We start from the raw sequence: 25,138 nt of genomic DNA, 5'->3' as shown, positions 1-25,138 counted from the left end.
TATTGCAGAGAATTTATAGTTCCAATTGAGACCTTCTCAATCGGCAGGAATTGGCACCTTTCCGACGTTACGGAAGGTTGCCAGAGGGTCATAGAGCCTGTCTCTTACCTCTTCTTTATAAATCCTAGCACCTTAAAAAGTGAAAGGATGATGCAAATAAAAATGAAGAATCTCAGAATTCAAAGAGATTCCTCAATTCGAATCAAATTAATGTAAGTGTTTCAGTTGATCTTGATTGTAACGGAAAATAGGATTAATGTTTTCAAAATCAGGTTTAATATTGATTAACTCCTTGACCAATCCATCCTTTAACCCATAGGCCCAACCATGAATCTCAGGTGCCTTCCTTTCCATCCATGCTCTTTGTACGATGGAGGTTTTAATCAAATCTTGGCATTGTTCGATTACATTGTATTCAACCAACTTATTTACTTTTTCACTATGGTCCTCAATGGAATCAAGTTCTTCTTGATTATTGAAATAGACTTCTTTGATATTTCTCAGCCACTTATTGATCAATCCAAGGTGAAAATTTGAAATTGCCGCTTCCACACCTCCGCATCCATAATGACCGCATACAATGATGTGTTCCACCTGAAGGACCTCAACGGCATATTGAAGAACTGAAAGCAAATTTAGATCAGTGTGCACCACCATATTTGCAATATTTCTATGCACGAAAATTTCTCCGGGGTCTGTACCCGTGATTTCATTGGCAGGAACTCGGCTGTCAGAACATCCAATCCAAAGGAATTTGGGCCTTTGCTGAGTTGCATTTCTTGAAAAGTATTCATGATCCAACTCAGTTTTTTCTTCGGACCAGGCTTTATTTTGTAATAAGAGTTTCTCGTACTGGTTCATGATTCTTTCAATTTATAATTAAAACCTTCTATAGTCACTGTAATATTTTTGTCAGTGGAAGTCTCTATAAAGTCATTCAATACCTCCTGAATATCATGATCTATAAATCTTGCCCGCGAAGCATTGAGAACAACCTCACTGCCATTTGGAATTTCTGCCAAACGCTTCATCAAAGGTGCTTTATTTAGGAAGGAGACATCTTTTTGCAGTTTGACTAAAAACATTCCATCCAATTCAGTCACTGAAACTGACTTTTGATAATTGGTTCGGATCACGAAAAAGATTCCAAATATCATCCCAATCCCAATGCCTATTAGCAAATCTGTAAACAGGATGGCTATGATAGTGACCATAAAAGGCAAAAATTGATTCAGGCCTTTTTCATACTCATGAACAAAAATTGATGGTTTAGCCAATTTATAACCAACAAAGAAAAGTACAGCAGCCAAACAGCTCAAGGGTATTAAATTGAGTAATTCAGCTATGCCGATTACCAAAACAAGCAAAAGTATTCCATGGCAAACAGCAGAAAGCTTTGTTTTAGCACCAGAGGTAATATTAGCAGTAGTTCGCACTATCACAGCTGTTACTGGAAGGCCACCTATTAATCCTGAAAGCGTATTTCCTGCACCTTGAGCAACAAGCTCTCGGGAAGAAGGGGAAAGCCTTTTTTGTGGGTCCATTTTATCACCTGCCTCCAAGCTTAAAAGAGTTTCTATACTAGCGATCACCGCTACTGTTACTGCTATAAGCCAAAAATCAAGAGAGCCTATCATTCCAAAATCAGGAAAAGTTACCAAGCTACTCAAATCTGAAAGTTGATCTACATCCGGAATAGAGACTAAATGCTCTTCATTCAGTTTCCAGGATGGTTTAATAACCCCATAAAGTTGATTAATAAGGATGCCTGCAATTACAGCCCACAATGCTCCAGGTACTAAACCGAAAATTTTATGGTTTTTGATCTTAGGCTTTTCAAAAAAGATAATTAACCCTAATGCAACTAGAACGATTGGAATCGCTCCGGGACTGAAATATTGTATAGCGTACCAGATTTCTGAAAATGTATTTTGCTCATCCATTTGACGGAATGCCATGTCACCCATCAAATCCTTGTCCCAACCTAATGCATGTGGAATTTGCTTCAAAATCAAAATTAAGCCAATTGCGGTTAGCATTCCTTTGATTACCGAGTGGGGAAAATAATATCCTAAAACTCCAGCCTTTAAAAATCCCAAAATCAGCTGGATTAACCCTGCCATTACTACTGCTGCAAGAAAAAGTTCGAAGGTACCCAAAGATGAAATCGCATCTAAGACTATCACTGTTAAACCTGCAGCAGGACCACTGACACTTACATGAGATCCAGACAATGAACCTACCACAATACCTCCAATAATTCCGGCAATCAAGCCGGACATAGGGGGTGCTCCACTGGCTACAGCTATGCCTAAACATAAGGGTAAGGCAACCAGAAAGACGACCAAACTGGCTTTTAAATCAGCGGAAAGGGTGGAACCAAAATAATTGGTTTTCATGGTGATGGGTTTATCTAAAGTTTATAAATTTTCTTTATAACAAAAATAAATTTTACTAAAAAAAGAAAAACCCTAACAAATATTCTGTCACACTATGACAAAAGTTTCTTGTATGCTTCGTCTATTTTTTCAAAGTTAAATTGTGCTACTGCTTTTTCATTTTTCTCTTGAATCTCGGTCAGATTTAAATTCCCGATACTCCCTTCATGCACATGATGTAGTGAGTTTTGATCAGGGCTAAAATCTCCTTTTTCTATATCCAAGCCTACTTTTTTATAAGCATCTCTGAAAGGCATTCCTTTCAATACTAAATCATTGACTACCTCTACAGAAAACAAATGCTTATAGAATTCATCTTTCAAAATTCCTGATTGAACTTTAATGGACTTCAGCATGAAGGTAGTCATTTCCAGACAGGATTGAAGTGAAGCTATTGCAGGAAAAATCTCCTCTTTTAATAGCTGTAAATCCCGATGATAACCGGTGGTAGAGTTGGTCAGTAGGAGGGCAACAGTATTGGGAACCGCCTGAATTTGATTGGTTTTAGCTCGAATGAGTTCAAAAACATCCGGATTCTTTTTATGGGGCATAATACTGGAGCCTGTTGTCAAATCATCCGGAAAGGAAATAAAACCAAAATGCTGATTCATAAAAATACACACATCATCAGCCATACGGTTTAAAGTTCCTGCCATTCCTGCCATTGCAAAGGCTAAGGTTCTTTCAGTTTTTCCGCGACTGTTTTGAGCATTAATCACATTGTGATGAAGGTCCGCAAACCCCAATAGCTCTGTCGTCATGGTTCTATCTAAAGGAAAACTGGAACCATAACCTGCAGCAGAGCCTAAAGGATTTTTATTGCACAGATCAAATGCTGCTTTCATCAAACTCAAGTCCTCACTGATACCTTCAGCAAATGAACTAAACCATAAACCAAAGCTGGAAGGCATAGCCAGCTGGGTATGAGTGTAGCCAGGCATTAAATCAGATTGGTGCTTTTTAGAAAGGGAAAGTAAAAGCTCAGATAATTCAGCGCTCGCCTCGACCAAATCCCGGATAGCAGCCCTATAGTAAAGTTTCAAATCCACCAAAACCTGATCGTTTCGGCTTCTCCCTGAATGTAGCTTTTTCCCTACATCACCATAGCGCTCAGTCAGTAGAAATTCAACCTGTGAATGAACATCCTCAACCCCCGCTTCAATTTTGAATTTGCCTTGTTCGATCTCAAAATATATTTCTTTTAATCCCTGCTGAAGCGTGGTATTTTCTTCCTCAGTCAAAAGTCCAATTTTCTGGAGCATAGCCGCATGTGCCATAGATCCCAAAACATCAAAAGGAGCGAGGATAATATCAAATTCAGGATCTCTTCCAATGGTAAAGGATTCTACTTCTTTTTTGCTTCCAGTGGCTTTTTGCCAAATTTTCATGTGCTTATGGTTTGATGTATTTGTCAATCAATTTTGAATAAATTTCCAATTATGCCCATACTATTAAGGATTGGAAAGATGTTTCAATGATTAGTTCAGTTTGACAAATTGGATATTTTTAATTCTGCGTATTTTTCTAAAATCAGGATATAACCCAAGATTCCTTTTTCAAGCTCTTTGATATAAATAAACTCATCAGCGGTGTGAGATCTAGCAGAATCTCCAGGTCCGATTTTGATGGAAGGATAGGGGATTAAGGCCTGATCGGAAAGCGTTGGGCTGCCGTAGGTGTCCATCCCTAGTTTGATTCCAACTGTCAGTATGGGATGTTTTTGAGGAACCTTAGAGCTTTGAAGTCGAAGAGATCTTGGCTTGAGTTCTGCATTGAGATTCTCTTTTAATTCTTCCAATGCCTCCTCTAAAGTATAAGCATCAGTAACTCTCACATCGAGTGTATATTCGCAAGTATCGGGAACAACATTATGCTGTGTACCGGAATGAATGATTGTGGCAGAAACTTTTGACTTACCTAGAAATTTGGAGGTTCTCTTAAAACTAAACTCCTTAATTTTTAGTAAATCATCCAATGCCAAATAAATAGCATTGATTCCTTCTTCTCTTGCCGCATGTCCTGATTTCCCTTTCACAGTTGCATCAATTACCATCAGGCCCTTTTCGGCAATTGCCATTTTCATCAATGTTGGTTCACCGACTATAGCCAATTCAGCTTCTGGTAAGAAAGGGACTAGGGATTCTATTCCATTTTTACCTGAAATCTCTTCTTCTGCAGATGCTATCAATAGAATATTAAATGGCATCTCTTTTCCCACAAAATGAAGAAAGCAGGCAATTAGGCTGACTAAAGGCCCACCAGCATCATTAGATCCTAAGCCAAAAAGTTTACCATCTTCAATAATGGGAGAAAATGGATCCTTGGTATATCCTGCGTTTGGTCTAACAGTATCATGGTGGGAATTAAGCCAAATAGTGGGTTTATCAGGATCAAACCCATTAGCATAAGCCATTATGTTGTTATACTTTCTTTCAAACTCTATTTCCTGTTTGATGAAAAAGCGGCTGAGCAATGTAGCAGTATCTTCCTCTTGCTTGCTGTAGGAAGGTGTAGCTATTAAATCTTTTAGCAACTGAATGCAATCCTGAACGATGCTATCCTGAATTTCCATTAAAAAAGATCGTATTTATGGCTTTCTATGATTGTTCCTGAAAGTTTGCCTTTAGTGGAAAGCAATAAATTCTCCGCCTTTCCAATCCAAACATGATGTACTCCTTTATGAAGTGCTGCAAAGGCATTGTCCAGTTTTGGAATCATTCCGGAATGGATGACATTTTCTTGCTTGAGTTCAGCATATATGTCTTCATTGATTCTGGGGATAATGGAAGATTCGTTCTTCTCGTCAATCAAAACACCGCTTTTGTTAAAGCAAAAATAAAGTTTGACCTCATGGTCTTTTGCAAGACTGGTTGCCAAAGCGGAAGCTATGCTATCAGCATTGGTATTAAGTAATTGCCCTTTCCGATCATGGGTAATTGCATTCAGCACAGGAACTAGACCCCCATTCAATAAGTGCTTTATCAAATCTGTATCAACTTCTTCAATATTACCAACATATCCATAATCAATTCCTTTGACAGGTCTCTTTTTGGAACGGATAATATTACCATCTGCTCCACTCATTCCAATACCATTGACATGTCGAGCCTGAAGTTTTGCTACGATATTTTTATTGATAAGTCCGGCATAAACCATCGTGACCACATCGAGTGTATCCTTGTCTGTAATCCTTCTTCCATCCACCATTTCAGGCATCACACCCAGAGACTCTCCGAACCTAGAAGCCATAATTCCTCCACCATGAACCAGGATTTTATGACCAGGAAATTTGGCAAATTGCCCCAAAAACTCATCGAGTTTTTCCGGAAAATCGATTACATTTCCGCCGATTTTAATTACACTGATTTTCATAGGCTTGAGTATATACTATCCTAATATATGGCTTATCACGGATTGAGCAGCATAAATTCTGTTTTCTGCCTGCCTCTGAACCAAAGATCTTGAGCCATCCAAAATCTCATCAGAAAGTTCCAAGTTCCGTCTTACTGGCAAACAATGCATCACCTTGGCATCAGGTGCATTTCTCAAATGCTTTTCAGTTAGCATCCATTTAGGATCTGTGGAAAGGATTTTCCCATAATCATTGAAGGAAGACCAGTTTTTAACGTACACAAAGTCTGCATCTTCCAATGCTCTTGACTGATCATGCTCGATTTTCGCACCTTGAGTAAACATAGGGTCAAGTTCGTATCCCTCAGGATGGGTGATCGTTAAATCATGGCCCATACCCAAAGTCCATTCAGCAAAACTATTTGCAACCGCATGAGGAATAGCCTTAATATGGGGCGCCCAGGTTAATACAACCTTTGGCTTTTTTATATTTTTTAAATTTTCCTGAATAGTAATCTGATCTGCTAAACTCTGTAAAGGATGCCTAATTGCTGACTCCAGACTGATAACAGGCTTACCGGAATATTTCACAAACTGCCCAAAGGCGAAGTCATTGATATCTTCTTCTCTATTGGTCAACGTGGGAAAAGCCCTGATTGCCAATATATCAAAATAAGAACCCAAGACTCCTGCAGCATCTTTGATATGCTCGACCGTACCTTTATTCATGATAGCACCTTCCTTCATTTCCAATGCCCAGCCTTCCTTATCCATATTTAGGACTATGGGTTCCATTCCGAGGTTTTGGGCTGCCAGTTGAGTTGATACTCGAGTTCTTAAAGAAGGATTCAAAAAAATACATCCGATCCTTTTTCCAGTTCCTTTAGATATATCTTTTCTGGGATCAGCTTTGTAGGATAAGGCTGATTCAATCAGTTTGGATCCCAGTTCTTTGGATTCAAATTTGGTGAAGTGTCTTAATGCAGAATTCATTGAAAAAGGTTAATTACTTAGGATTTCTTTTATTGCGACTATAAACGAATTTAACTGATTCCATTCAATGGACAAGGGTGGTAGAAGACGAATAGTCTGTTTATTTGCAGCAGAACCAGTAAAAATTTTGTATTTAGATACTAATTCAGAACGAACAGGTCCAGCATCTCTATTCAAATCGATTCCAATCATTAAGCCTTTTCCTCTGACTTCCTGAATCTGTGGGATGGCTTTTAGCTCTTCTTTTAATTTGTCACCTAGCTCCAAGGCTTTGTTTTGCAATCCCTCTTTTTCAATAACTTCCAAAACAGCTAATCCAGCAGCACAGGCTAAATGATTCCCTCCAAAAGTGGTTCCTAGCAAGCCATAACTGGATTTGAATTCAGGGGAAATAAGCAGCCCCCCAATAGGAAATCCATTACCCATTCCCTTAGCCATGGTAATCAAATCAGGCATCAATCCCTCTACCCACTGATGAGCGAAAAAACGACCAGTTCTACTAAACCCAGATTGTACTTCATCCAAAATCAGCTTTGAACCATATGCTTTGCAAAGCTTATCCAATCCCTTCAAAAAGGATGAAGAAGGTACTTGTATTCCGCCAACACCCTGAATACCTTCAATGATTATTCCAGCGATGGATTCTGATTTTAAAAGCTCCTCAGTAGCATCCAAATCCCCGAAAGGAAGAATATGGAAATCGGATCTTTCATTACAGGGAGCTACAATTTTTGGATTATCTGTCAAAGCCACCGCTCCGGAGGTTCTGCCATGGAATGAGCCTGAATAAGCAATAAAACCTGATTTTCCAGTTGCAAAGGAGGCCATTTTTATTGCATTTTCATTCGCTTCAGCTCCCGAGTTGCACAAGAATAATTGGTACTGGTGCAAGCAAGACAATTCTCCCAACTTAGCTGCATAGGCTTTTTGAATAGGGATCTGAATAGAGTTTGAATAAAATGCAATCTGATTCAATTGATCCTGAATCCTCTTCACATAATGCGGATGGGTATGTCCAATGGAAATTACAGCATGACCACCATACAAATCCAAATATTGATTTCCTTCATCATCCCAAAGTTTTGACCCTTCTGCCTTAGCAATAGTCACTGGAATTAGGGGATATACATCAAATAGATTCATTCTGTTTTTGATTGATTAAAAAGCTTCGAGTAATCTAAGCTTTGTTGGGTCTTTACTATTAGAAAGCAATAGATTTTAAATTCAGTCCGGTTTTTTCATCCAATCCAAAAGCTAGATTGAAATTTTGAACTGCCTGGCCGGATGCTCCTTTCAACAAATTATCTATGGCGGAATAGATTACCAATTGCCCTTCTTGTTTTTGAACATGAAGAATACATTTATTAGTATTTACGGCCTGCTTCAAATCAATATCTTGCTCCGAAACGAAAGTAAAAGCTGCATCCTGATAAAATTCCTGATAGGCCTTTACCGCCTCATCCTGAGTTCCCTCAAATGGAAAGTAAGCCGTAATCCAGATTCCTCTGGAGAAATTACCTCGATATGGTACAAACAGTATCTCAGAATCATAGGATAAATTAACCTGATTGAAAGTCTGCTTGATCTCTTTCAAATGCTGATGATTGAAGAGTTTATAGACAGACATATTGCCTGTTCTATAACTGAAATGAGATGTTTTTGCCAGCTTTTTTCCCGCTCCGGTACTTCCAGTGATTCCTGATAGATGCAAGGTTTCTTTTACCCAACCTTTTGAAATAGCCGGAAGTAAAGCCAATTGAATACCTGTTGCAAAACAACCAGGATTAGCAATTCTTTTTGAGGATTGAATTCGATTTTTGTTTATCTCAGGAAGTCCATAAATAAACCCATTAGACTCATCTCTAAAGTCAGTGGATAAGTCTATGATTACTGTTTGATCAGAAAAGGAATGATTTTCTAAAAAGCCCTTCGTTTCACCATGCGGAAGCCCCAGGAATACAGCTTCTATTCCTTCTGTTTGAACTTGATCTGTAAATACCAAATCACAATCTCCAATAAGATCAGGATGAACAGAAGTTACAGGCAGACCTTTTTGACTATTAGAATGCACATAAACCAATTCACACTGAGGATGATGAACCAGTAATCTCAGTAGCTCTCCACCAGTATATCCTGCTGCACCAATAATGGCTGTTTTGATTTTAGTCATTGCCAGAATTTACTTGATGGAAAATAGCTGTTTGATTGCCCAATATTCTGGTAAAACCTTTCACATCCTCACCGGTATAGCCTTTGTTCATTTCTCCGTAGCTACCGAACTTATTGGACATCAAGTCGTGGGCTGAATGTATCCCCAATAGCGTAAAACGGTAAGGCTGCAACAATACTCTGACATCACCACTCACAAACTCTTGGGTACTTTGCATAAAGGCTTCCAAGTTTCTCATGACAGGGTCCAAGTAATGACCTTCATGAAGGTGGTTTCCATAAAATTCAGCCTGCTGATTTTTCCAGAAAAGTTGCCATTTGGTCAAAGTATGCTTTTCCAAGAGTTGATGAGCCTTAATAATGATCAAAGGCCCTGCTGCTTCAAAGCCAACCCTTCCTTTAATCCCAATAATCGTGTCACCAACATGAATATCACGTCCAATTCCAAATGGGGATGCCAAGGCCTGAACCTTCTGAATAGCGTCTACGGGATTATCAAATTGCTCACCATTGACTCCCTTAAGTTCACCTTGAACGAAAGTCAATTTTATTTCTTTTGCTTCTTTTTCAGTCGCTTGTGTAGGCCAAGCTTCTTCCGGTAAATATTCGGATGAAGTCAATGTCTCTTTTCCACCTACAGAAGTTCCCCAAATACCCTTATTGATAGAATAAGCAGCTTTTTCAAAGTTCATAGAAACTCCGTGCTTCTTCAGGTATTCAATTTCTTCCTGGCGCGAAAGTTTCAGATCACGAATAGGGGTGATGATTTCAATATCAGGAACAATCGTCTGAAAAATCATGTCAAATCTTACCTGATCATTTCCGGCACCTGTGGATCCATGTGCAACAGCTTTAGCTCCGATTGATTTGGCATATTCAGCCAATGATTTTGCCTGCAAAATTCTCTCAGCAGATACAGATAGGGGATAGGTCTGGTTTTTTAATACATTCCCAAATACCAGATACTTGATAACCTCTTGATAATAAGTATCAACTACTTCTAATATTTTAAATGAAGCGATGCCCAGACTTTTTGCCCTGCTTTCAATTGCCTGAAGCTCTTCAGGAGAAAAGCCTCCAGTATTTACCAAAACCGCATGAACTTCATAGCCTAAATCCTTGGATAGATGTAAGGCACAGAATGTGGTATCAAGGCCTCCGCTATAAGCTAAAACAACTTTTTTCATAATATAAGGGGTTCCAAATAGGTTTGAGATGATTAAAGGAAAATGCTTGTTGCTGCGTTTTTGGTTTTATTCAGCTTGAGCATCACATATTTTTTTAATCTGACCCAGCGGTCAAATAATTTGATTTTCTTTTTAAAATCTTGTCTTAAAGCCAATTCTGCCATTTGATTTTTCTTGGCATGTGGATCATAAAGCATGGCTGTACAAAGACAGTTTTGTCTGTTTTTAGCCATCAAAATCTCATAATTGATACAGCTCTGACACCCCTTCCAGAATTCATTATCATCTGTCAGGTCAGAATAAGAAACAGGGATATAGCCCAACTCAGAATTGATTTTCATTACAGCAGCTCCTGTAGTCAATCCGAAAATCTTGGAATCGGGATATTTCAAACGGCTTAATTTGAAAATTTCCTGCTTGATTTTTCTGGCTAGCCCATATTTTCTGAATTCAGGAGAAACTATAAGCCCTGAATTGGCCACATACTTTCCATGTCCCCAAGCTTCAATATAACAAAAGCCCGCCCAAACTCCGTCTGAAGTTAGAGCAATGATTGCTTTCCCTTCATCCATCTTGGTTTCTATATAGGCTGGACTTCTTTTCGCTATTCCTGTTCCACGAGCTTTGGCTGAATTAGCCATCTCGTCAGTGATCACCTCAGAATAGATTTTGTGAGAAGGGTCTGCAACAAGGATTTTAAATGAAATTTCTTCCATGGCTTTAGGCATGAATTGAAAATCCGATAGGCCGGATTGGTTTTAATAAATGATTAAGAGGGAAAATTTGCCGGGGTAGTTTTCCGCGTAGGAAAACCAGAAATACTACAGGGTCAAACCCTGAAAAAGAACCTGTGCCTCCTAGATGGAGAAAAAAGTAAATTCGCAGCAAGACACAACGTTAGTGGTAACGTGTGATTGGTTCTTGGCGCTATTTTTACAGTGTTAATCATTTGAATAGGGTCGCAAAGTTGAATGCTTTGAAAAGGAATTGCAAGAAAATTTTTCAAAAATTTAAAATTTCTTGAACTTCTTTAAAAATGACATAGGCAAACAAGCCTTTCTTCCCTCTTATCCTAAATTACCAAATATTATTTGGCATTTATTCTAAGTATTCCCTGATAAAGTTTTGATAGCCAGTACAAATTGATCCAACTCTTTTTCGGAAGTATACACATTCGGAGAAATTCTGCATCCTTTTACACCGGCACCATCTATTGCAACTGTAAATATTTGAAAATCCTCAATCAGACGTTTGGCCAAATCAGCAGGCTTCATGCTTTCAATTCCTACATTAGCGATAGCACAGGACCTTTGGATTGCTTGAGGTGTATTGACTTGAACATTGGGGAGATCTCTGACCTGATCCGACCAATAGCGCTGAATATATCTCAAGCGGTCCTCCTTTCTTTTACTACCTATTTTATTATGGAACTCAATCGCATTAATCACAGCCAAGTCAGTTGCTACTGGATGGGTTCCTGTATGGTTTAAATTGAGGATTCCTTCTCTATCCAATTCGTAAGGTGCCAATAAAGGCTTTATTTTACTGGATTTCCCCTTTTTAACATAAAGAAGCCCAGCACCTAGAGGCACACTTAGCCATTTGTGAAGGCTACTTCCGTAGTAATCACAATCTAGCTCATTCATATTAAACTGGAAATGCCCAACAGCATGAGCTCCATCCACCATCACTTCCACGCCATGCGAATGAGCCATATCACATATTTTTTTAATAGGAAGAATATGACCGGTAATATTCACAATATGAGGAACCATCATCAATTTGGTGGCAGGAGTAATGGCTTGCTCATACACTGCCACGACCTCTTCATCTGTCTCCGGGTGCATGGGTATATCTATTTTTTTGACCTTGACACCGTGTCTCCTAGATGCTAATTCAAACATATTCAGCATACTCCCATAATCCTGATTGGACATGATGGCTTCATCTCCAGAATTCCACGGATAACCAGAAATAATCAAGTCCAGAGATTCGGTAGTGTTTCTGGTAATTGCAACTTCCTCAGGAGATGCACCTACCAATTCGGCCAGCATGGCTGCGCTTTTGGCTTTATTTTCCCATTGAACAGTCCTCATATAGTGAGAGCCCTGATAATTAACTTCCCGGATATGAGCTATATACTTTTCCAGAGTTTCCTCCGGTAAAAAACAATAGTACCCATTTTCCAAATTGATATAATCTGGCTTCAATTTATAGCCAGCTCTGATCTGTTCCCACAAAGAGTCGGACTCAAAGTCAATTTCGGTAAACCCCTGTTTTTGGGCTTTTGCAGAAAATATGGAGCCGGAAGAAATCCCTAAAAAGGCCAAGGATTTTAGAAATGCGCGTTTGTTCATAGGGTATGTCTTAAAGGATATAGCTGATAATCCAGATAAAAAGAAGGAGTAGGGCAACCCAGGTGATCCAAGGAGATCTTTTTGGAAATTCAAACTGACAGATGGGACAAACTTTTGCCTTCTCATCTATTTCCATGGCACAGGAGGGACATTCTTTCTTTTTCAAAATGGCTAGCGAACTCTTTTGATTCAAATTTGATTTCTACCAGTAATTAAGTCAAAATCTATGAAAATTGAAATCTGGTCGGACATCGTTTGTCCTTTCTGCTATATCGGTAAAAGAAAATTAGAAAGAGCTTTAAGCAAATTTCTCCATCAAAACTCCATTAAAATAGAATGGAAAAGCTTCCAATTGAATCCTGATGAGAAAACTAACCCTTCCATCTCCACTATTGAGAATTTGGCGAAAAACAAAGGTTGGTCAATGACTCAAGCCAATGAAGCTGTTTCTTATGTTAAAAACATGGCCATTCAAGAGGGTTTGGTCTTTAATTATGACAAGACAGTCGTTGCCAATACTAAGAATGGACATCGTTTGATTCACTTAGCTCAGCAGCAGGGAAAAGGAGACCAAATGAAGGAGCGATTACTGCAAGCTTACTTTACTGATGGTCTCAATATAGACGATGCGAATACGTTGGCTGCTTTGGGAAAAGAAGTAGGACTCGATGAAAAAACTATTCTGGAAATGCTATCTAGCGATCAACTGTTTGAAGATGTAGAAAAAGACATCTATGAATCTAGATTGATAGGAGTAAGCGGGGTTCCTTTCTTTGTTTTTGACAGGAAGTTTGGAATCTCCGGTGCGCAGCCTGATGAGGTATTTGATCAAACTTTAGAAAAGGCCTGGTCAGAATACTCCAAAGAAAACAATCCTATTATCATGAATTCAGCTGATTCAGGAGATAGCTGCGATATGGAAGGTAATTGTTAAAAAAATTAGCCGTTTCATCAATCGTGAAATAGTATTGATGAAACGGCTTTGTTATCTCTACCAAACTCCCTGGGTTTTCATACGAAGGGTGTAAACAGCATCCATGGCAGTAATAAACAGCGTTTTTCTGTCCAATGAGCCAAAAACTACATTCGCGGTCCATTTTGCAGGTACTGGGATATGAGCTATTTTTTCTCCTTTTCTGTCAAATACAGTGACTCCATCGCCTGTCAAGTATAAATTTCCTCGGCTATCTATAGTCATCCCATCAGAACCCATTTCGCAGAAGAGCTCTTTATTGGTTAAATAACCATCTTCCCGAATCTCATATTTATAGGTTTTTTTATCCCCAATATCAGCTACATAGAGGTATTTGCCATCTGGAGAACCTACGATCCCGTTTGGTTTCACGAGGTCCTCTGCAACCCGAAATAACTCCGCTCTATCTTCGGATAAGAAATAAACATGCTCTCCATCTTGTTCCATTTCCTTTCCTCTAATACCTTCCCAATAGGGTCTTACGTACAAAGGGTCTGTGAAGAACAAACCTCCTTTTGGTCTAACCCAAAGGTCATTGGGTCCATTCAATTTTTTCCCTTTAAAAGCCGAGATTAAAATCTGCACATCTCCATCAGAGTCAATAGACCAAAGTTGATTGTCTTCATCAGCACAAGTCAGAAGGTTTCCATCAAGCATGAAATACATACCATTTGATCTTCCCGCTTCATCTTTAAAAAGTGAAACTTCATTCGAAATTGCATTCCATTTGTAGATTTTATTATTAGGCTGATCAGTGAAGAATACGTCTCCAAATCGATTAACTGCAGGGCCTTCCGTAAATGAAAAACCGTCTTGTACTTTCACCAATTCGGCCCCTTTTTCTAGGATTCCTCTTTTATCTTCTATTTGAGCTTGCACATGGATGATACTTAGAGAGTAGGCTAAAACTGAGCCCAACAGCATTTTTTTAGTCAAATTCATAATTGAATATTATTTTCTTTCCATAGCCACGACAATGACATCTAGATCTTTGCTGTAAGCCAGTCTTGAAATATTTTGATGTGTTTCGGTTTGAATGGTACCCAGAAGAGACCAATTCTTTTCGTTCCACTTGCGAATGTAAAGAGAATTTCCTCTTCCCATCAACAAGGTTTTTTTATCCAGCCAAATGAAATCCTGAGATCCTGCAAGGCTTAATCCTAAATCACCTTTTTCTTGGGATTCCAAATCCATATACTTTAACTCAAATGCCTCTCCATCAGGTTGCTTAGCAGAAATATCTCTGGATAAATAAGTCATTTGAGATGTTTTTGGCCTTTTTTTAATGGATCTTCCAACATTTTCATCTATCTCCAACAAATCATTTCGGCCCTTGGCATAGATCAATTGATTGGGATTTCCCAATACAAACATGGCAGCCTTATTATCATACCAATCGTAATAACCCACCGGTTCAATATCATCATAAAGCAATTCGGGTTCTCCAAAATTGGTTGGATACAACCATATTCTTTGCTTTCTATCTGGCTCAGTTACCACCGCTGCAATATATTGACCACAATCTGTAATCGAGGGTGAAAATTCACTTCTGTCAGCAGTCTTTGTCAGATTAGTAAATTTTCCATTTTCAAAATTATAAACGATGATATCATGATTTCCTTTATCGTCAGCTGCTGAAAAAACCAATTGATACTCATTGATAAATGAGGGCTGATTATCATATTCTTTTCGGTCAGTTATTGCCTTTTCGGATCCGCTGATTAGCTGAATCTTATTTCCTTTCCCTTTGGTGCTGATTTGCCACAAGTCGAAAGAGGTTTGGGCAAATAGAGAAGAGCAGGTGACTAGGAGAATTAATGCGGTAGGGTAAATTTTTTTATTCATTGATTTTACTTTCTCAGCCAACCAAATTACAAAATGAAGGTTAGAATGCTGTGGATAAATTAAAGCTTTATACAAATTCCAATTTTCAAGCGCTGAGAGGTCAGGGTGACCCATTAGCTGATGAAGCAGTGAAAAGTCTCGTGGCCAAACCTGAATGGATTGAAATTATTAACTCATGGGAAGAAATTCCTCAGGATATTCCAGAGATTTTCGACTCTGCTGTTCAAAAATATTTCAATTTCTTCAATTCCTCAACGGATCACTATGATCTGGAAGTATTAAAAAAAGGCCAATTATTTTTTGAGAAAAAAGGGGATAGTTATTTAGGAATGCTTGGTTTTTATTCCTTGCCCTATTGTTATGCTTTTGCAGATGGAGCCGAAGTGCTGGTGAGATCTAATCGGATTGTCAATCAGATAGGAGAGAGGTTGGGCGAAACTGCTGTTTTTCTCATGGATATCTTCGCCCCGGGGGCGTTTTATGAGGATAAGAAGGCGATTTTAACTTGTGCTAAGGTCAGATTGATTCATGCATTTAGCAGATATTTTGTCGAGGCTTATGCAAAAGACTGGGATTTAAAATTTGGGAAGCCAGTAAATCAGGAAGATATGCTGGGTACTAATTTAGCCTTCTCCTATATTGTGTTGAGAGGTTTGATCAAAATGGGCAGAAGAATAGACAGGGAAGAAAGTGAAGCGATACTAGCCTACTGGAAGTGGATTGGTTATTTAATCGGCCTAGAGACTAAAAATTGGCCAAATACAGCAAGGGAGGCAATTGAAGTAGATCGACTGATAAGAAAAAGACAATTGAGGGCTTCTAATGCAGGCAAGCAGTTAATTCAGGCTTTGATTACTTATTACAAGAAATCTATTCCCGAACCATTATTAACTGAAAGAGTCGAAGATATTTTGTATTTCTTTTTGGGAAAAGAAGCCTCAGATGCCTTGGGGATAGTACCAAAAAATCAATTGGAAGGAGGTATATTAGGCTTAATCTTCCAATATTCCGGATGGAAATCCTATGGAGGAAAAAAGAGCTATGCTTCCATTCGAAGAATGATGGAGCAACAGCAGAAAGAACAGTTTGGAAAGGTGATGAAAATCCAATTACCTGTGCGAAACCGTTCATAAACGAACACTTTTTTGTACGAATATCAGGCAAGAAAAGAGAGTAATAGCCCTTTAAAGGCTTTTTGAGCAGGATTTGTCTACTGGCACCTTTTTCGTACTTTACTGATCATGAAAGAAATCAGCAAACGGTTCAGCAGACTACCTCTTGAGCTTTTCTTTTGGATAGGAAGTATCATCGCAATTTTGATGATAGATCCCTCATCGGCTAATCACTTCAGCCTGTGTCCTTTAGAAAATTTAGGAATCACCTGGTGTCCCGGATGTGGTCTAGGAAGAGCAATGAATCTTCTCGCGCGGGGAGAGTTTGAAGCCTCTTGGTCCATGCATCCACTAGCCATGTTGGCTTATGTGGTGATTCTTTCTAGAATTTGGAATTTGATTAAAAACCTAAAAACAACACACAATTATGGCTAATGTATTGAGACATCTTCCTGAATTGGAAGGTATGGAACTTGGATATATCCAGGGCTTGATGAAGAATATGGATGAAGATCAGGCTTCTCTATTTGCACAAGTTTACAGAGCAAGAAGAAAAGACTCCCAAATGATTCTAATCCTTACGCTGCTTGGATTCTTTGGATTTGCCGGATTACACCGTTTTATATTGGGTCAAATTGGATTGGGTATACTCTATATCTTGACAGTAGGACTTTGTTTCATCGGTACTATTGTGGATTTGGTAAACTATAAAAGTTTGGCTTATGAGTATAATGTAAAAATGGCTCATGAAACTTTGGCCATGCTATCCAATTCTTATCCGAATATCATAGAGGATAAATAATTAAACTTGATTACCACTTAACACCAACCTGAGAGCCTTGACGAAAGTCAGGGCTTTTTTTTACCAATTTTCATCAGAATTCATATCCTCATCATCGGAATTCAGCTCCCAAGAAATGCTAGAATTCGGATTTTTAAGCAGGTGAAAGGCTGACAAAATTTTTCCAGCCTCTTGTAATTCCTCGAAAGAGGCCTGCTGAAAATGAATGGGAATTTGATATAAATTACTGTCTTTAGAATCAAAGGGTGGGGCAACATCAGAATTAAAAAAATAAGGCCAAAGTGTCTTAGCACAGGAAATACCCCACCGATCAATAGCAAATTCAGCCTGGTAAGAATTTAACCTCTCATTTATTTCTTCAAAAAATCGATTGGTTTCACCTAATCTGATTCTGGAACCAGCTCTGGATTTACCTTTGGTTTTCAAATACTTGATTTGAGACTTTCCTTGTTTTTGTCGAACCATGTAAGCTCTAAAAACCTTATGATCAATCAATTCTCCATGATGAAAAAGTCCAGTCACCGCTTGTCCCGCCCGAATGGCTACCAGAGCAGCCCGAAAATCATCATATCGCTTTAAGCGCACTCCATCCCATTTCTGATCCCAAGGCAGGAAAACTTTAGCTTCCCAAGAATCTTCTCCTTCAAGGATAAGTTGGTGTTTTTCTGAATTATAAGATTTTTGCCAACTTCTAGCCTCTGCCAATCCCAACAGCTGTTCAAACTGGGAAAAAGTAAGTATTTCGGAATTGGGTATTTTCATGTGTTTATAATTTGTTTTTCGAAGGTCACATGGAATCTCGCAAAGGATATAATCATACCAGTGTGTATCGGCTCCGACATGCTCGATTTCATCTCTGTTATTGGTATTTCAGGAGTTTTAGATTGAGCGATTCAGCGGTCTAATCCAGACGTAAAAATATATGGAATAAACCAATTGACTTCTCCTGATTAAATCATATGATCCCCTTAGCAATTCGAGTATATTTGCAAAATAAAGGAAAAAGAATGGATCAAGATATAGAAAGACTTTTTGAAAAAATGTGTGACCCCAATGAGTCTGAGGCATATTTATTTGCAGATAAATTGGGACTGAAGGCAGACGAAGAAGCCAAAAATAGGCTGATAGAAATGATTAAAGGCGATAATTGGGAAGTTGCCTATCTAGCCTGCAGAGCATTATCTAAAACCCACTGGCAAGAAGAAGCATTGGACGCCATTTTCGAAGTGATTTTTGATAAAAAGAATAAAAACCTTCAAGGAGCTTTTGTACAAATTTTAGAAGAGTATAACCTATCCGAACGATTTGTAGATGTATTCAGAGTTTATCTTTTTGGCAACTTCAAAGCATCTACTTTAGCCAAGGACCTTTTGGATCAGGTAGAGTTTGAAATTACTCCCCGAACGATACGTAAAGCTGAAAAGCACTGGAACCACTACTTACATAATCCTGAGGATGAGGGAAGTGTTTCAATAAAAAAATCAGAAGTAGAACCTATGTTACTGGAAATGAGGGAATTATTTTCCTAATAATTTGCAACTTTTCTTAATTTCCGGAGTTCTTTACTATATGCTGAATATAGATATTAAAGAAAGGCATCAGGAATTTTTTCTTGACTTTGGGTTTGAATTCAATCCCAATTATTCCACCTATGAGAAATCATTTCCTCTGGGTAAGCAGGCTATTTTTGTCCATTTCACAGAGTATCCAGATACCAATTATTTGGAATACAATTTAGGGGTGAGAATAGATGCTGTTGAAGAATTGATCCACCGATTTTTACCAAGTCTCAGTGATTATTCTTCAAGGTCCTTAACACTTATCCAAACTCCCAACAAAATTGATCCTAACATCCCAAACAGATTTGCTATTACCAGTGATTTCGAAATGGAAGAAGCTTTAATCAAAGCGGAGAAGTTTTTTATCAAAAACGGTTTCAAATGGCTGGATAAAATGAGCGATCCTTTGACTTTAGAAAACGCTTTTGTAGCCAAAGAAAATTATACCTTTAAAAGTCAGAACTTTATCTATAATGCCTTTAGAGCTACAGCTTTGGCGAAATTATACAAGCCTGAGGATTATCTGATTGTGAGAGAAAACTTTTTAAACCTGGTAGAAAAGCAACAAGTTACACCTTTCACTATTGCTTCTTATCTACAGTTTCTCAGTCATCTAGATCAACAAGTTTAGAACCTCCGTTTCACGCCTCTAACAGCCTCTGCTTTGATAGGATCCTCTGGCCATTCATGTTTGGGATATCTTCTTTTCAATTCTTTTTTCACTTCGAAATATCCATTGCTCCAGAAGCTTTTTAAATCCTGCGTCAGCTGAACAGGTTTATACCCCGGAGACAATAACTCTATCAACAAAGGAATTTTTCCCTGATTGATTTTTGGTGTTTCCAGCATACCAAAAATTTCCTGAAGCCTGACTGAAAGGAGAGGAGCCTCACCAGGTGATCTGTATTGAATTTGAATCCTACTACCAGATGGAACTTCCAACTTTTCGGGAGCTAACTTTTCCAATTCTCCCTGCAGTTCGTAGTCTAAACTATGAATCAACAATTGTTTGAGATTGATTTTTTTCAAATCCTCATTTTTTTGAATATCATTCAAATATGGACTTAACCATTCTTCTGCTGATTCACAAAGGTCATCAACTGTCCAATTGGGCCATTTTTCATCTTGATTCCATATCCTCAAAGCATTCACTCTATGGATCAGCTGCAACGTTTCCTCATCAAAATTTAAAAGTAAATCACCCTCTTCACGAATAGCTTCTAAAATTGCTTCTTTGACCTTTGTACGATCATAATTTTTTAAAGATCTGGAGCCTAAAATAATGGCTCCAATTCTATGTTCTGTCTGAGCTATCAAACCACCGTTTTTTCTATCCCAGCGCAAAACTTCCTTGGTTTTTACCAAAGGCACCAAGTCACGTGGATTTAATGGAGCTGCAAGCCATATTTTCCCCATACCTTCTCTAGCATCTATATCGGCCACAGCTATCCAAGACTCATGGGCTAAATCATCTCTATGGCCTATTTGAGCTATTTTACCATTGGCTAACTGAAACTGAGCATTATTTCCCGGTCTTGCTGATGCAATGCGCTCTGGGTAAGCGAAGGCCAAAAGAATTCCTGTTTGCCAAGGATCTACAGCACCATTTTCCGCTTCGACTTGAAACATCCGTCGATATTGAGCTGCTACCTTTTCTATTTTCTTGATCCTCGGTATACTATGACCTCTACTTCTAAACCTTCTTAGGGCCTCAATTCTTAAATTCAAATCAACTCCAGCCTCTGGTCCTAATGGATCCCGCTCTTCCAAAACTGCTGCTATGTCTGTTCCCAAACCCAACAAGTTCTGTTTTTCTGCATAGAGCAATAAATGCGCGATTCTAGGATGGCATGGCAGCTGATGAATTTCTTTTCCATGAGAGGTAATTTGACCATGGTCTAATGCTTCCAGAGATTCCAAAGTCTTCTCTGCCAAGTTTAGATTTCCAGCCGGAGGAGGTGTAAGCCAGGTCATATCCCTGATTTCATCCTTTCCCCAGACTTTCATATCCAAAACTAAACCTGTCAAATCCGCCTCCATCAGTTCAGGAGTTCTAAATTCCTGTAATTGATTTTGTGTCGCAATAGACCAAAGCCTATAGGCTGTTCCTGCTGCTAACCTTCCAGCACGTCCGCTTCTCTGGTCCGCAGAATCAGTACTAATTCTGTGTAAAACCAACTTAGAAAGGCCTGAACGAGGATCAAATCTATTGGATTTAGCATATCCGGAATCAACAACCACCTTGACACCCTCTATAGTTAGGGATGTCTCTGCAATATCTGTAGATAAAACAATTTTCCTTTTACCGCCTGCATGAGGCTGGATAGCTCTATTTTGCTCTGTTGGACTTAGCTGCCCATAGAGTGGCAAAATAAGGTCCTGTGGCAAGGCTTTTCTTAAAAGTGATTCTGCTTTTTTGATATCCCCCTGACCAGGTAAAAATACCAAGAAATCTCCCTCATGCTTCTTGGTCAATGGGATGATAGCTCTCGCTGTATCTTCCCCAATTGAATATTCATCAACAGGATTTAAATAATGAATATCTACTGGAAATTGCCTACCAGAACTTTGGATTACTTTCGAATTCAACAAAGAAGAAAGCTCTTCCGAGTTGATGGTAGCTGACATCAATAGGATTTTTAAATCAGGTCTCAGTACTTCCTGAACTTCCCGGCATAAAGCCAAAGCAACCTCAGAATGCAGATTTCTTTCATGAAATTCATCAAAAATCACTAGTCCAACATCTTTCAATTCATTATCAGAATGCATCATTCTAGTAAGAATGCCTTCTGTAATCACCTCTAATTTAGTCCGATCACTTACCTGAGATTCAAAGCGAATTCTATAGCCTATTGTCTTTCCCACCTCTTCTCCAAGCATGGAAGCCAACCTGAGCGCGATACTTTTAGTAGCCAATCTTCTGGGCTCCAGCATCACTATTTTTTTTCCTTTGAGCCAGTCCTCCTGAAGTAAGGCCAAAGGTAAGAGTGTGCTTTTCCCTGCCCCTGGAGGAGCTTGAACGATCAAGGAATTATTAGATTGAAAATGGCTTTTTACATTGGGGATAATATCCGCAACTGGAAGCTGAAAGGAATAAGGATCAAAATCTGACATGAGTTTGCAAAAATAAAAAGGCCATCAAGATAATTCCTGATGGCCTCCAAAAACTTTAAAATCTAATTACATGCTAGGAGCAAGCTTTGCTTCAGCTTTTCCATATTCCCACATAATGCTTAGCTTATTATCGGCTACTTCATATTTCAAACGCTCCTGAAGAGAGGAGGATTGCTGAGAGGCAACTTTCACTCTCAACTGATCTTGGGAAGAATCGTAATCGAAAGCACCCCATTGCTTGGCAACTTTATTGAAGATGAAAGTGGATTCATATTCTCCAGGAATAATGAAGAAACTATAGGTTCCAGCTGGTAACTTTTGACCCTCTACCATAATATCCTTGGTAGTGGTAATCGTAGTGGCTTCATTAGCACCAGCACGCCATACTTGACCCAAAGGCACTAAATCACCCCAGATCATTCTACCTTTAACAGCAGGAGAGGAGTAATTCACAGTAATTTTAGCATCACCAACAGAGCCCTCTGCGGTCATAGCTGGGCTGGCTTTTTCTTGGGCTTGAGCGGCAAAAGCAAATCCAGCCAATACTGCCAAAGCAAAAATCTTTCTCTTTAAATTCATGGTTTTCAGTTTTTTTGAATTGGATAATTTACAGAAAATTCAGAAATATTTCAGATTCTATTTTCCCAACTCTGTTAAAGCATGCTAAATCTTTACCCAAGCTTGCTTTTTGTTACTCTCAATGATTCTTTCGCCAATAATTAATTCTCTTAAACCATCCGCAAACGTTGGGAAGCTTGGGCTATCAGGCTGTTTTCCAGTTCTTACAGCTGCATAAACTTCTTTAAACATCTGCTTAGAAGTATCTGGGAACCCTTCATTATGTCCGCCAGGGAAACTTATCAATCCGGCAGCTTCTGGAGTAAATAAAGCAGGATCTTTCATCAAATGCTGATTAGCACTTTCTCTTTTTCCAATCCACAATTCATTAGGTCTTTCTGAATTGAATTCAAAATTCGACTTGGAGCCTGCGATTTCAATATTCAACCTGTTTTTTCTACCCGCATTGACTTGAGAAACAGTAATTGACCCTTTGCTTCCATTGTCAAAACGAAGCATAACAGTGGCATGGTCTTCCGTATTGATAGGAACCTCTTCGTAATCATCCATGCTAAGCATTTTGCCTGAATATGTTTCAATCGCTTTGAGAGGCTTCAAACGGGTTTTGTGAACTGTAGAAAAATCTGCCATGACCTCTGTGATTTTCAAACCGGTCACATATTCTGTGATATCCAATAAGTGGGACCCGATATCAGCAATAGCTCTTGAATCACCGGATTTATCAGGTTCTAATCTCCAATTATAATCTGTTTGCAAAAAGAGCCAATCCTGAAGGTAAGAGCCCATAACTGCATAAACCTCACCCAACTCACCACTTTCTCTCATGGTTTTCATTTGTCTTACCACAGGATAATAACGGAGATTGAAATGCACTGCGTTAACCAATCCTTTGCTTTTAGCTAAAGACACTAACTCCTCTGCTTCATCTATTTTTACTGCTAAAGGCTTTTCGCAAATGACATGCTTTCCTGCCTCTAAAACTGCTTTTGCTTGCGCATAATGCAGGAAGTTTGGAGTACAAATATGAACAACATCGATTTCAGATACTTTAAGCATGTCCTCGAAGGTGTAAGCATTGGGTATACCTAAAAGTCTGGCTTTTTCTTCAGCCAATTCTTGATTGACTTCTACTAAGCCAGTGACCATTACATTAGGAATTCTTCGAAGTGCTTCCAGGTGAGCCGGTCCAATAAATCCGGTACCAACGATGGCTGCTTTAATCGTTTGAGACATAGGTTATGTAGGTTTTATATGTTTGAATAAAGTTTCAAATTAGGAAAAATGAATCAATTTCACTCATGACTTTTGATCACAAATTCAAGTCTTGAGAAAGCCCTAAAAGACTATGATCAAGAATGTATTAAAAAATACTGGCCTTTCTTTCCTGAAAATCAGAGAGATCTACCAAGTCGGGATTGATCCACCAAGGATAAAGTTCGGGTTGACTTTCTTCTTTAATTTCTATCATAGAACCGATTTTAGGCACTCTGATTTTCAATCCTAATTCCTGGGATTTGGCCAAAACACGCTCCACGGGGTCTGTCCAAGAATGCATAGCTAAGCTAAACGCTCCCCAGTGAATGGGCATAAACTCTTTTGCTTTCAGATCCAGAGCAGCCAATGCCGTTTCTTCAGGCATCATATGGATTTCTTTCCAATTTTCATTGTATTGCCCGCATTCCAGCATGGCAAAATCAAATGGCCCAAAACGATTTCCAATCTCCTGAAAATGTGGACCATACCCACCATCTCCGCTGAAAAATAGTTTTTCTTCTTCGCCAATAATCACCCAAGATCCCCAAAGTGTGCTAAAGCGATTATTCAATCCGCGGCCCGAAAAATGCCTGCTGGGTGTAAAAATCAAAGATATTTCCTGAACCTTGAAGTCTTCCCACCAATCCAACTCAGTTATCCTAGCTTTCTCAATTCCCCAGGCTTCCAAATGAGCTCCCACGCCCAATGGTACCACAAACTGTTTGGTTTTTCCAGCTAATTTCTTGACTGACCCATAATCTAAATGATCATAATGATCATGAGAGAAAAGAATCATATCAATCACAGGCAACTCTTCAATTTCTATAGGGAGCTCTTTGAAAAATCTGGGGTTTCCTAACCAAGGGTGGGGAGAGGGAACTTCCCCAAACATGGGATCTAACAAGATATTTTTGCCGTCTATTTGAAGTAAAAATGCAGAATGACCAAACCAAAATAGTCTTGTGGATGAACTATTTAGCAGTTCAAGAGAATCAATTTTTACTATCGGGATATCAAAGTCAGGTTTCCTGGCAGGATCATTTTTGAAGAATTCAGGAAGTAGTTTGATGGCTTTCGCTAAATCCATTCCCATTTCAGTTGCTTGAAGGTTATGAAACTTGCCATCTGAATAATGATCCAATTTTTCAAATTCGAGAAGTTGCTCTGGTGAAGGATTACCTCCAAACTGAGGACTAAAACTGATAAAAAGAAAACCGAAAAGGAGAGGTGCCAAAAAGAGGATAAGCAGGAAGAGCAATATTTTTTTTAGCACAGGAAAATGGATTTTAGGTTTTTGTTTAAGCCAGGACTTGAAAATTATTAACCAAAAAAGGAGAAAAAAGGTCCGAGTACTTTGATTTTTTTATCATTTATTTCAATCAGGCCTCAATATTTGCCTATCAGA

General features: G+C 38.8%; 24 protein-coding genes and 1 riboswitch. Of the genes, 6 read left to right on the top strand and 18 right to left on the bottom strand.

What is annotated here, in order from left to right; translation table 11 throughout:
• Positions 1-10 precede the first annotated feature (10 nt).
• Positions 11-124: riboswitch (SAM riboswitch) on the bottom strand.
• A gap of 83 nt (positions 125-207) precedes the next feature.
• From can to BM073_RS04255, 11 genes are all read right to left on the bottom strand, one after another.
• Positions 208-861 carry a carbonate dehydratase gene (can, locus tag BM073_RS04305; protein ID WP_091650840.1) on the bottom strand — a complete coding sequence of 218 codons (654 nt, stop codon included), beginning with the start codon at positions 859-861 and terminating at the stop codon, positions 208-210.
• On the bottom strand, positions 858-2,399 hold the full coding sequence (locus BM073_RS04300; protein ID WP_091650836.1) for a SulP family inorganic anion transporter: 1,542 nt from the start codon (positions 2,397-2,399) through the stop codon (positions 858-860). Before BM073_RS04300 ends, can begins: the two co-directional genes overlap by 4 nt.
• Before the next feature lie 92 nt (positions 2,400-2,491).
• Entirely contained in the window at positions 2,492-3,826 is a 1,335-nt protein-coding gene (gene argH, locus BM073_RS04295) for an argininosuccinate lyase (RefSeq protein WP_091650834.1), read from the bottom strand.
• A gap of 95 nt (positions 3,827-3,921) precedes the next feature.
• Positions 3,922-5,010 (bottom strand): M20 family metallo-hydrolase, encoded by a 1,089-nt coding sequence (locus BM073_RS04290; protein ID WP_091650831.1) that lies wholly within the window; start codon positions 5,008-5,010, stop codon positions 3,922-3,924.
• Positions 5,010-5,810 carry an acetylglutamate kinase gene (argB, locus tag BM073_RS04285; protein WP_091650828.1) on the bottom strand — a complete coding sequence of 267 codons (801 nt, stop codon included), beginning with the start codon at positions 5,808-5,810 and terminating at the stop codon, positions 5,010-5,012. Before argB ends, BM073_RS04290 begins: the two co-directional genes overlap by 1 nt.
• Positions 5,811-5,825: 15 nt before the next feature.
• Positions 5,826-6,782, bottom strand: a complete 957-nt coding sequence (locus tag BM073_RS04280; protein ID WP_091650826.1) for a Rossmann-fold NAD(P)-binding domain-containing protein — start codon at positions 6,780-6,782, stop codon at positions 5,826-5,828.
• Between the two features lie 9 nt (positions 6,783-6,791).
• The gene (locus BM073_RS04275; RefSeq protein ID WP_091650823.1) at positions 6,792-7,925 is read right to left on the bottom strand and encodes an aspartate aminotransferase family protein; all 1,134 of its coding nucleotides are present in this window, start codon (positions 7,923-7,925) and stop codon (positions 6,792-6,794) included.
• Positions 7,926-7,983: 58 nt separating this feature from the next.
• Positions 7,984-8,952, bottom strand: coding sequence for an N-acetyl-gamma-glutamyl-phosphate reductase (gene argC, locus BM073_RS04270; protein ID WP_091650820.1), 969 nt, complete (start codon positions 8,950-8,952; stop codon positions 7,984-7,986).
• Positions 8,945-10,138, bottom strand: coding sequence for an argininosuccinate synthase (locus BM073_RS04265; protein WP_091650819.1), 1,194 nt, complete (start codon positions 10,136-10,138; stop codon positions 8,945-8,947). Before BM073_RS04265 ends, argC begins: the two co-directional genes overlap by 8 nt.
• A gap of 32 nt (positions 10,139-10,170) precedes the next feature.
• The gene (locus tag BM073_RS04260) at positions 10,171-10,854 is read right to left on the bottom strand and encodes a GNAT family N-acetyltransferase (RefSeq protein WP_091650962.1); all 684 of its coding nucleotides are present in this window, start codon (positions 10,852-10,854) and stop codon (positions 10,171-10,173) included.
• 387 nt (positions 10,855-11,241) lie between these two features.
• Positions 11,242-12,495 carry an aminotransferase class V-fold PLP-dependent enzyme gene (locus BM073_RS04255; RefSeq protein WP_091650816.1) on the bottom strand — a complete coding sequence of 418 codons (1,254 nt, stop codon included), beginning with the start codon at positions 12,493-12,495 and terminating at the stop codon, positions 11,242-11,244.
• Between the two features lie 226 nt (positions 12,496-12,721).
• On the opposite strand from BM073_RS04255, the gene BM073_RS04245 reads away from it, so the two are divergent.
• Positions 12,722-13,429, top strand: coding sequence for a DsbA family oxidoreductase (locus BM073_RS04245; RefSeq protein ID WP_091650812.1), 708 nt, complete (start codon positions 12,722-12,724; stop codon positions 13,427-13,429).
• Positions 13,430-13,486: 57 nt separating this feature from the next.
• Here BM073_RS04245 and BM073_RS04240 read toward each other — a convergent pair whose 3' ends face one another.
• Positions 13,487-14,410 (bottom strand): SMP-30/gluconolactonase/LRE family protein, encoded by a 924-nt coding sequence (locus tag BM073_RS04240; protein WP_091650810.1) that lies wholly within the window; start codon positions 14,408-14,410, stop codon positions 13,487-13,489.
• 9 nt (positions 14,411-14,419) lie between these two features.
• A complete protein-coding gene (locus BM073_RS04235) occupies positions 14,420-15,313 on the bottom strand; it encodes a hypothetical protein (protein ID WP_091650959.1) in 894 nt (297 codons plus the stop codon).
• A 50-nt stretch (positions 15,314-15,363) separates the two neighbouring features.
• On the opposite strand from BM073_RS04235, the gene BM073_RS04230 reads away from it, so the two are divergent.
• From BM073_RS04230 to BM073_RS04220, 3 genes are all read left to right on the top strand, one after another.
• Positions 15,364-16,446 carry an oxygenase MpaB family protein gene (locus tag BM073_RS04230; RefSeq protein ID WP_091650807.1) on the top strand — a complete coding sequence of 361 codons (1,083 nt, stop codon included), beginning with the start codon at positions 15,364-15,366 and terminating at the stop codon, positions 16,444-16,446.
• 108 nt (positions 16,447-16,554) lie between these two features.
• Positions 16,555-16,860, top strand: coding sequence for a DUF2752 domain-containing protein (locus tag BM073_RS04225; protein ID WP_091650804.1), 306 nt, complete (start codon positions 16,555-16,557; stop codon positions 16,858-16,860).
• Positions 16,853-17,227, top strand: coding sequence for a TM2 domain-containing protein (locus BM073_RS04220; RefSeq protein WP_091650801.1), 375 nt, complete (start codon positions 16,853-16,855; stop codon positions 17,225-17,227). The genes BM073_RS04225 and BM073_RS04220 overlap by 8 nt, the downstream gene beginning before the upstream one ends.
• Before the next feature lie 60 nt (positions 17,228-17,287).
• On the opposite strand, the gene BM073_RS04215 is transcribed toward BM073_RS04220, so the two are convergent.
• Complete coding sequence (locus tag BM073_RS04215) at positions 17,288-17,989, bottom strand: VLRF1 family release factor (protein WP_091650797.1); 702 nt, start codon at positions 17,987-17,989, stop codon at positions 17,288-17,290.
• Positions 17,990-18,234: 245 nt separating this feature from the next.
• On the opposite strand from BM073_RS04215, the gene BM073_RS04210 reads away from it, so the two are divergent.
• Positions 18,235-18,756 (top strand): HEAT repeat domain-containing protein, encoded by a 522-nt coding sequence (locus tag BM073_RS04210; RefSeq protein WP_091650956.1) that lies wholly within the window; start codon positions 18,235-18,237, stop codon positions 18,754-18,756.
• A 40-nt stretch (positions 18,757-18,796) separates the two neighbouring features.
• Positions 18,797-19,417 carry a hypothetical protein gene (locus BM073_RS04205; RefSeq protein ID WP_091650791.1) on the top strand — a complete coding sequence of 207 codons (621 nt, stop codon included), beginning with the start codon at positions 18,797-18,799 and terminating at the stop codon, positions 19,415-19,417.
• Here the strand turns inward: BM073_RS04205 and hrpB are convergent.
• From hrpB to BM073_RS04185, 4 genes are all read right to left on the bottom strand, one after another.
• Positions 19,414-21,900 carry an ATP-dependent helicase HrpB gene (gene hrpB / locus BM073_RS04200; RefSeq protein WP_091650789.1) on the bottom strand — a complete coding sequence of 829 codons (2,487 nt, stop codon included), beginning with the start codon at positions 21,898-21,900 and terminating at the stop codon, positions 19,414-19,416. The genes BM073_RS04205 and hrpB overlap by 4 nt on opposite strands.
• A 66-nt stretch (positions 21,901-21,966) precedes the next feature.
• Positions 21,967-22,479: a DUF2911 domain-containing protein gene (locus tag BM073_RS04195; RefSeq protein WP_091650787.1), complete on the bottom strand. Its 513-nt coding sequence runs from the start codon at positions 22,477-22,479 to the stop codon at positions 21,967-21,969.
• A gap of 84 nt (positions 22,480-22,563) precedes the next feature.
• On the bottom strand, positions 22,564-23,712 hold the full coding sequence (locus tag BM073_RS04190; RefSeq protein WP_091650783.1) for a Gfo/Idh/MocA family protein: 1,149 nt from the start codon (positions 23,710-23,712) through the stop codon (positions 22,564-22,566).
• Positions 23,713-23,839: 127 nt separating this feature from the next.
• Positions 23,840-25,006, bottom strand: coding sequence for an MBL fold metallo-hydrolase (locus tag BM073_RS04185; protein ID WP_091650780.1), 1,167 nt, complete (start codon positions 25,004-25,006; stop codon positions 23,840-23,842).
• Positions 25,007-25,138: the final 132 nt, after the last annotated feature.

Origin of the sequence: Algoriphagus ornithinivorans (assembly GCF_900115305.1) — a bacterium.
GTDB classification, from domain to species: Bacteria; Bacteroidota; Bacteroidia; order Cytophagales; family Cyclobacteriaceae; genus Algoriphagus; species Algoriphagus ornithinivorans.
Note: the sequence above shows the minus strand (reverse complement) of the source record. Positions and strands in the feature narration are given on the sequence as shown.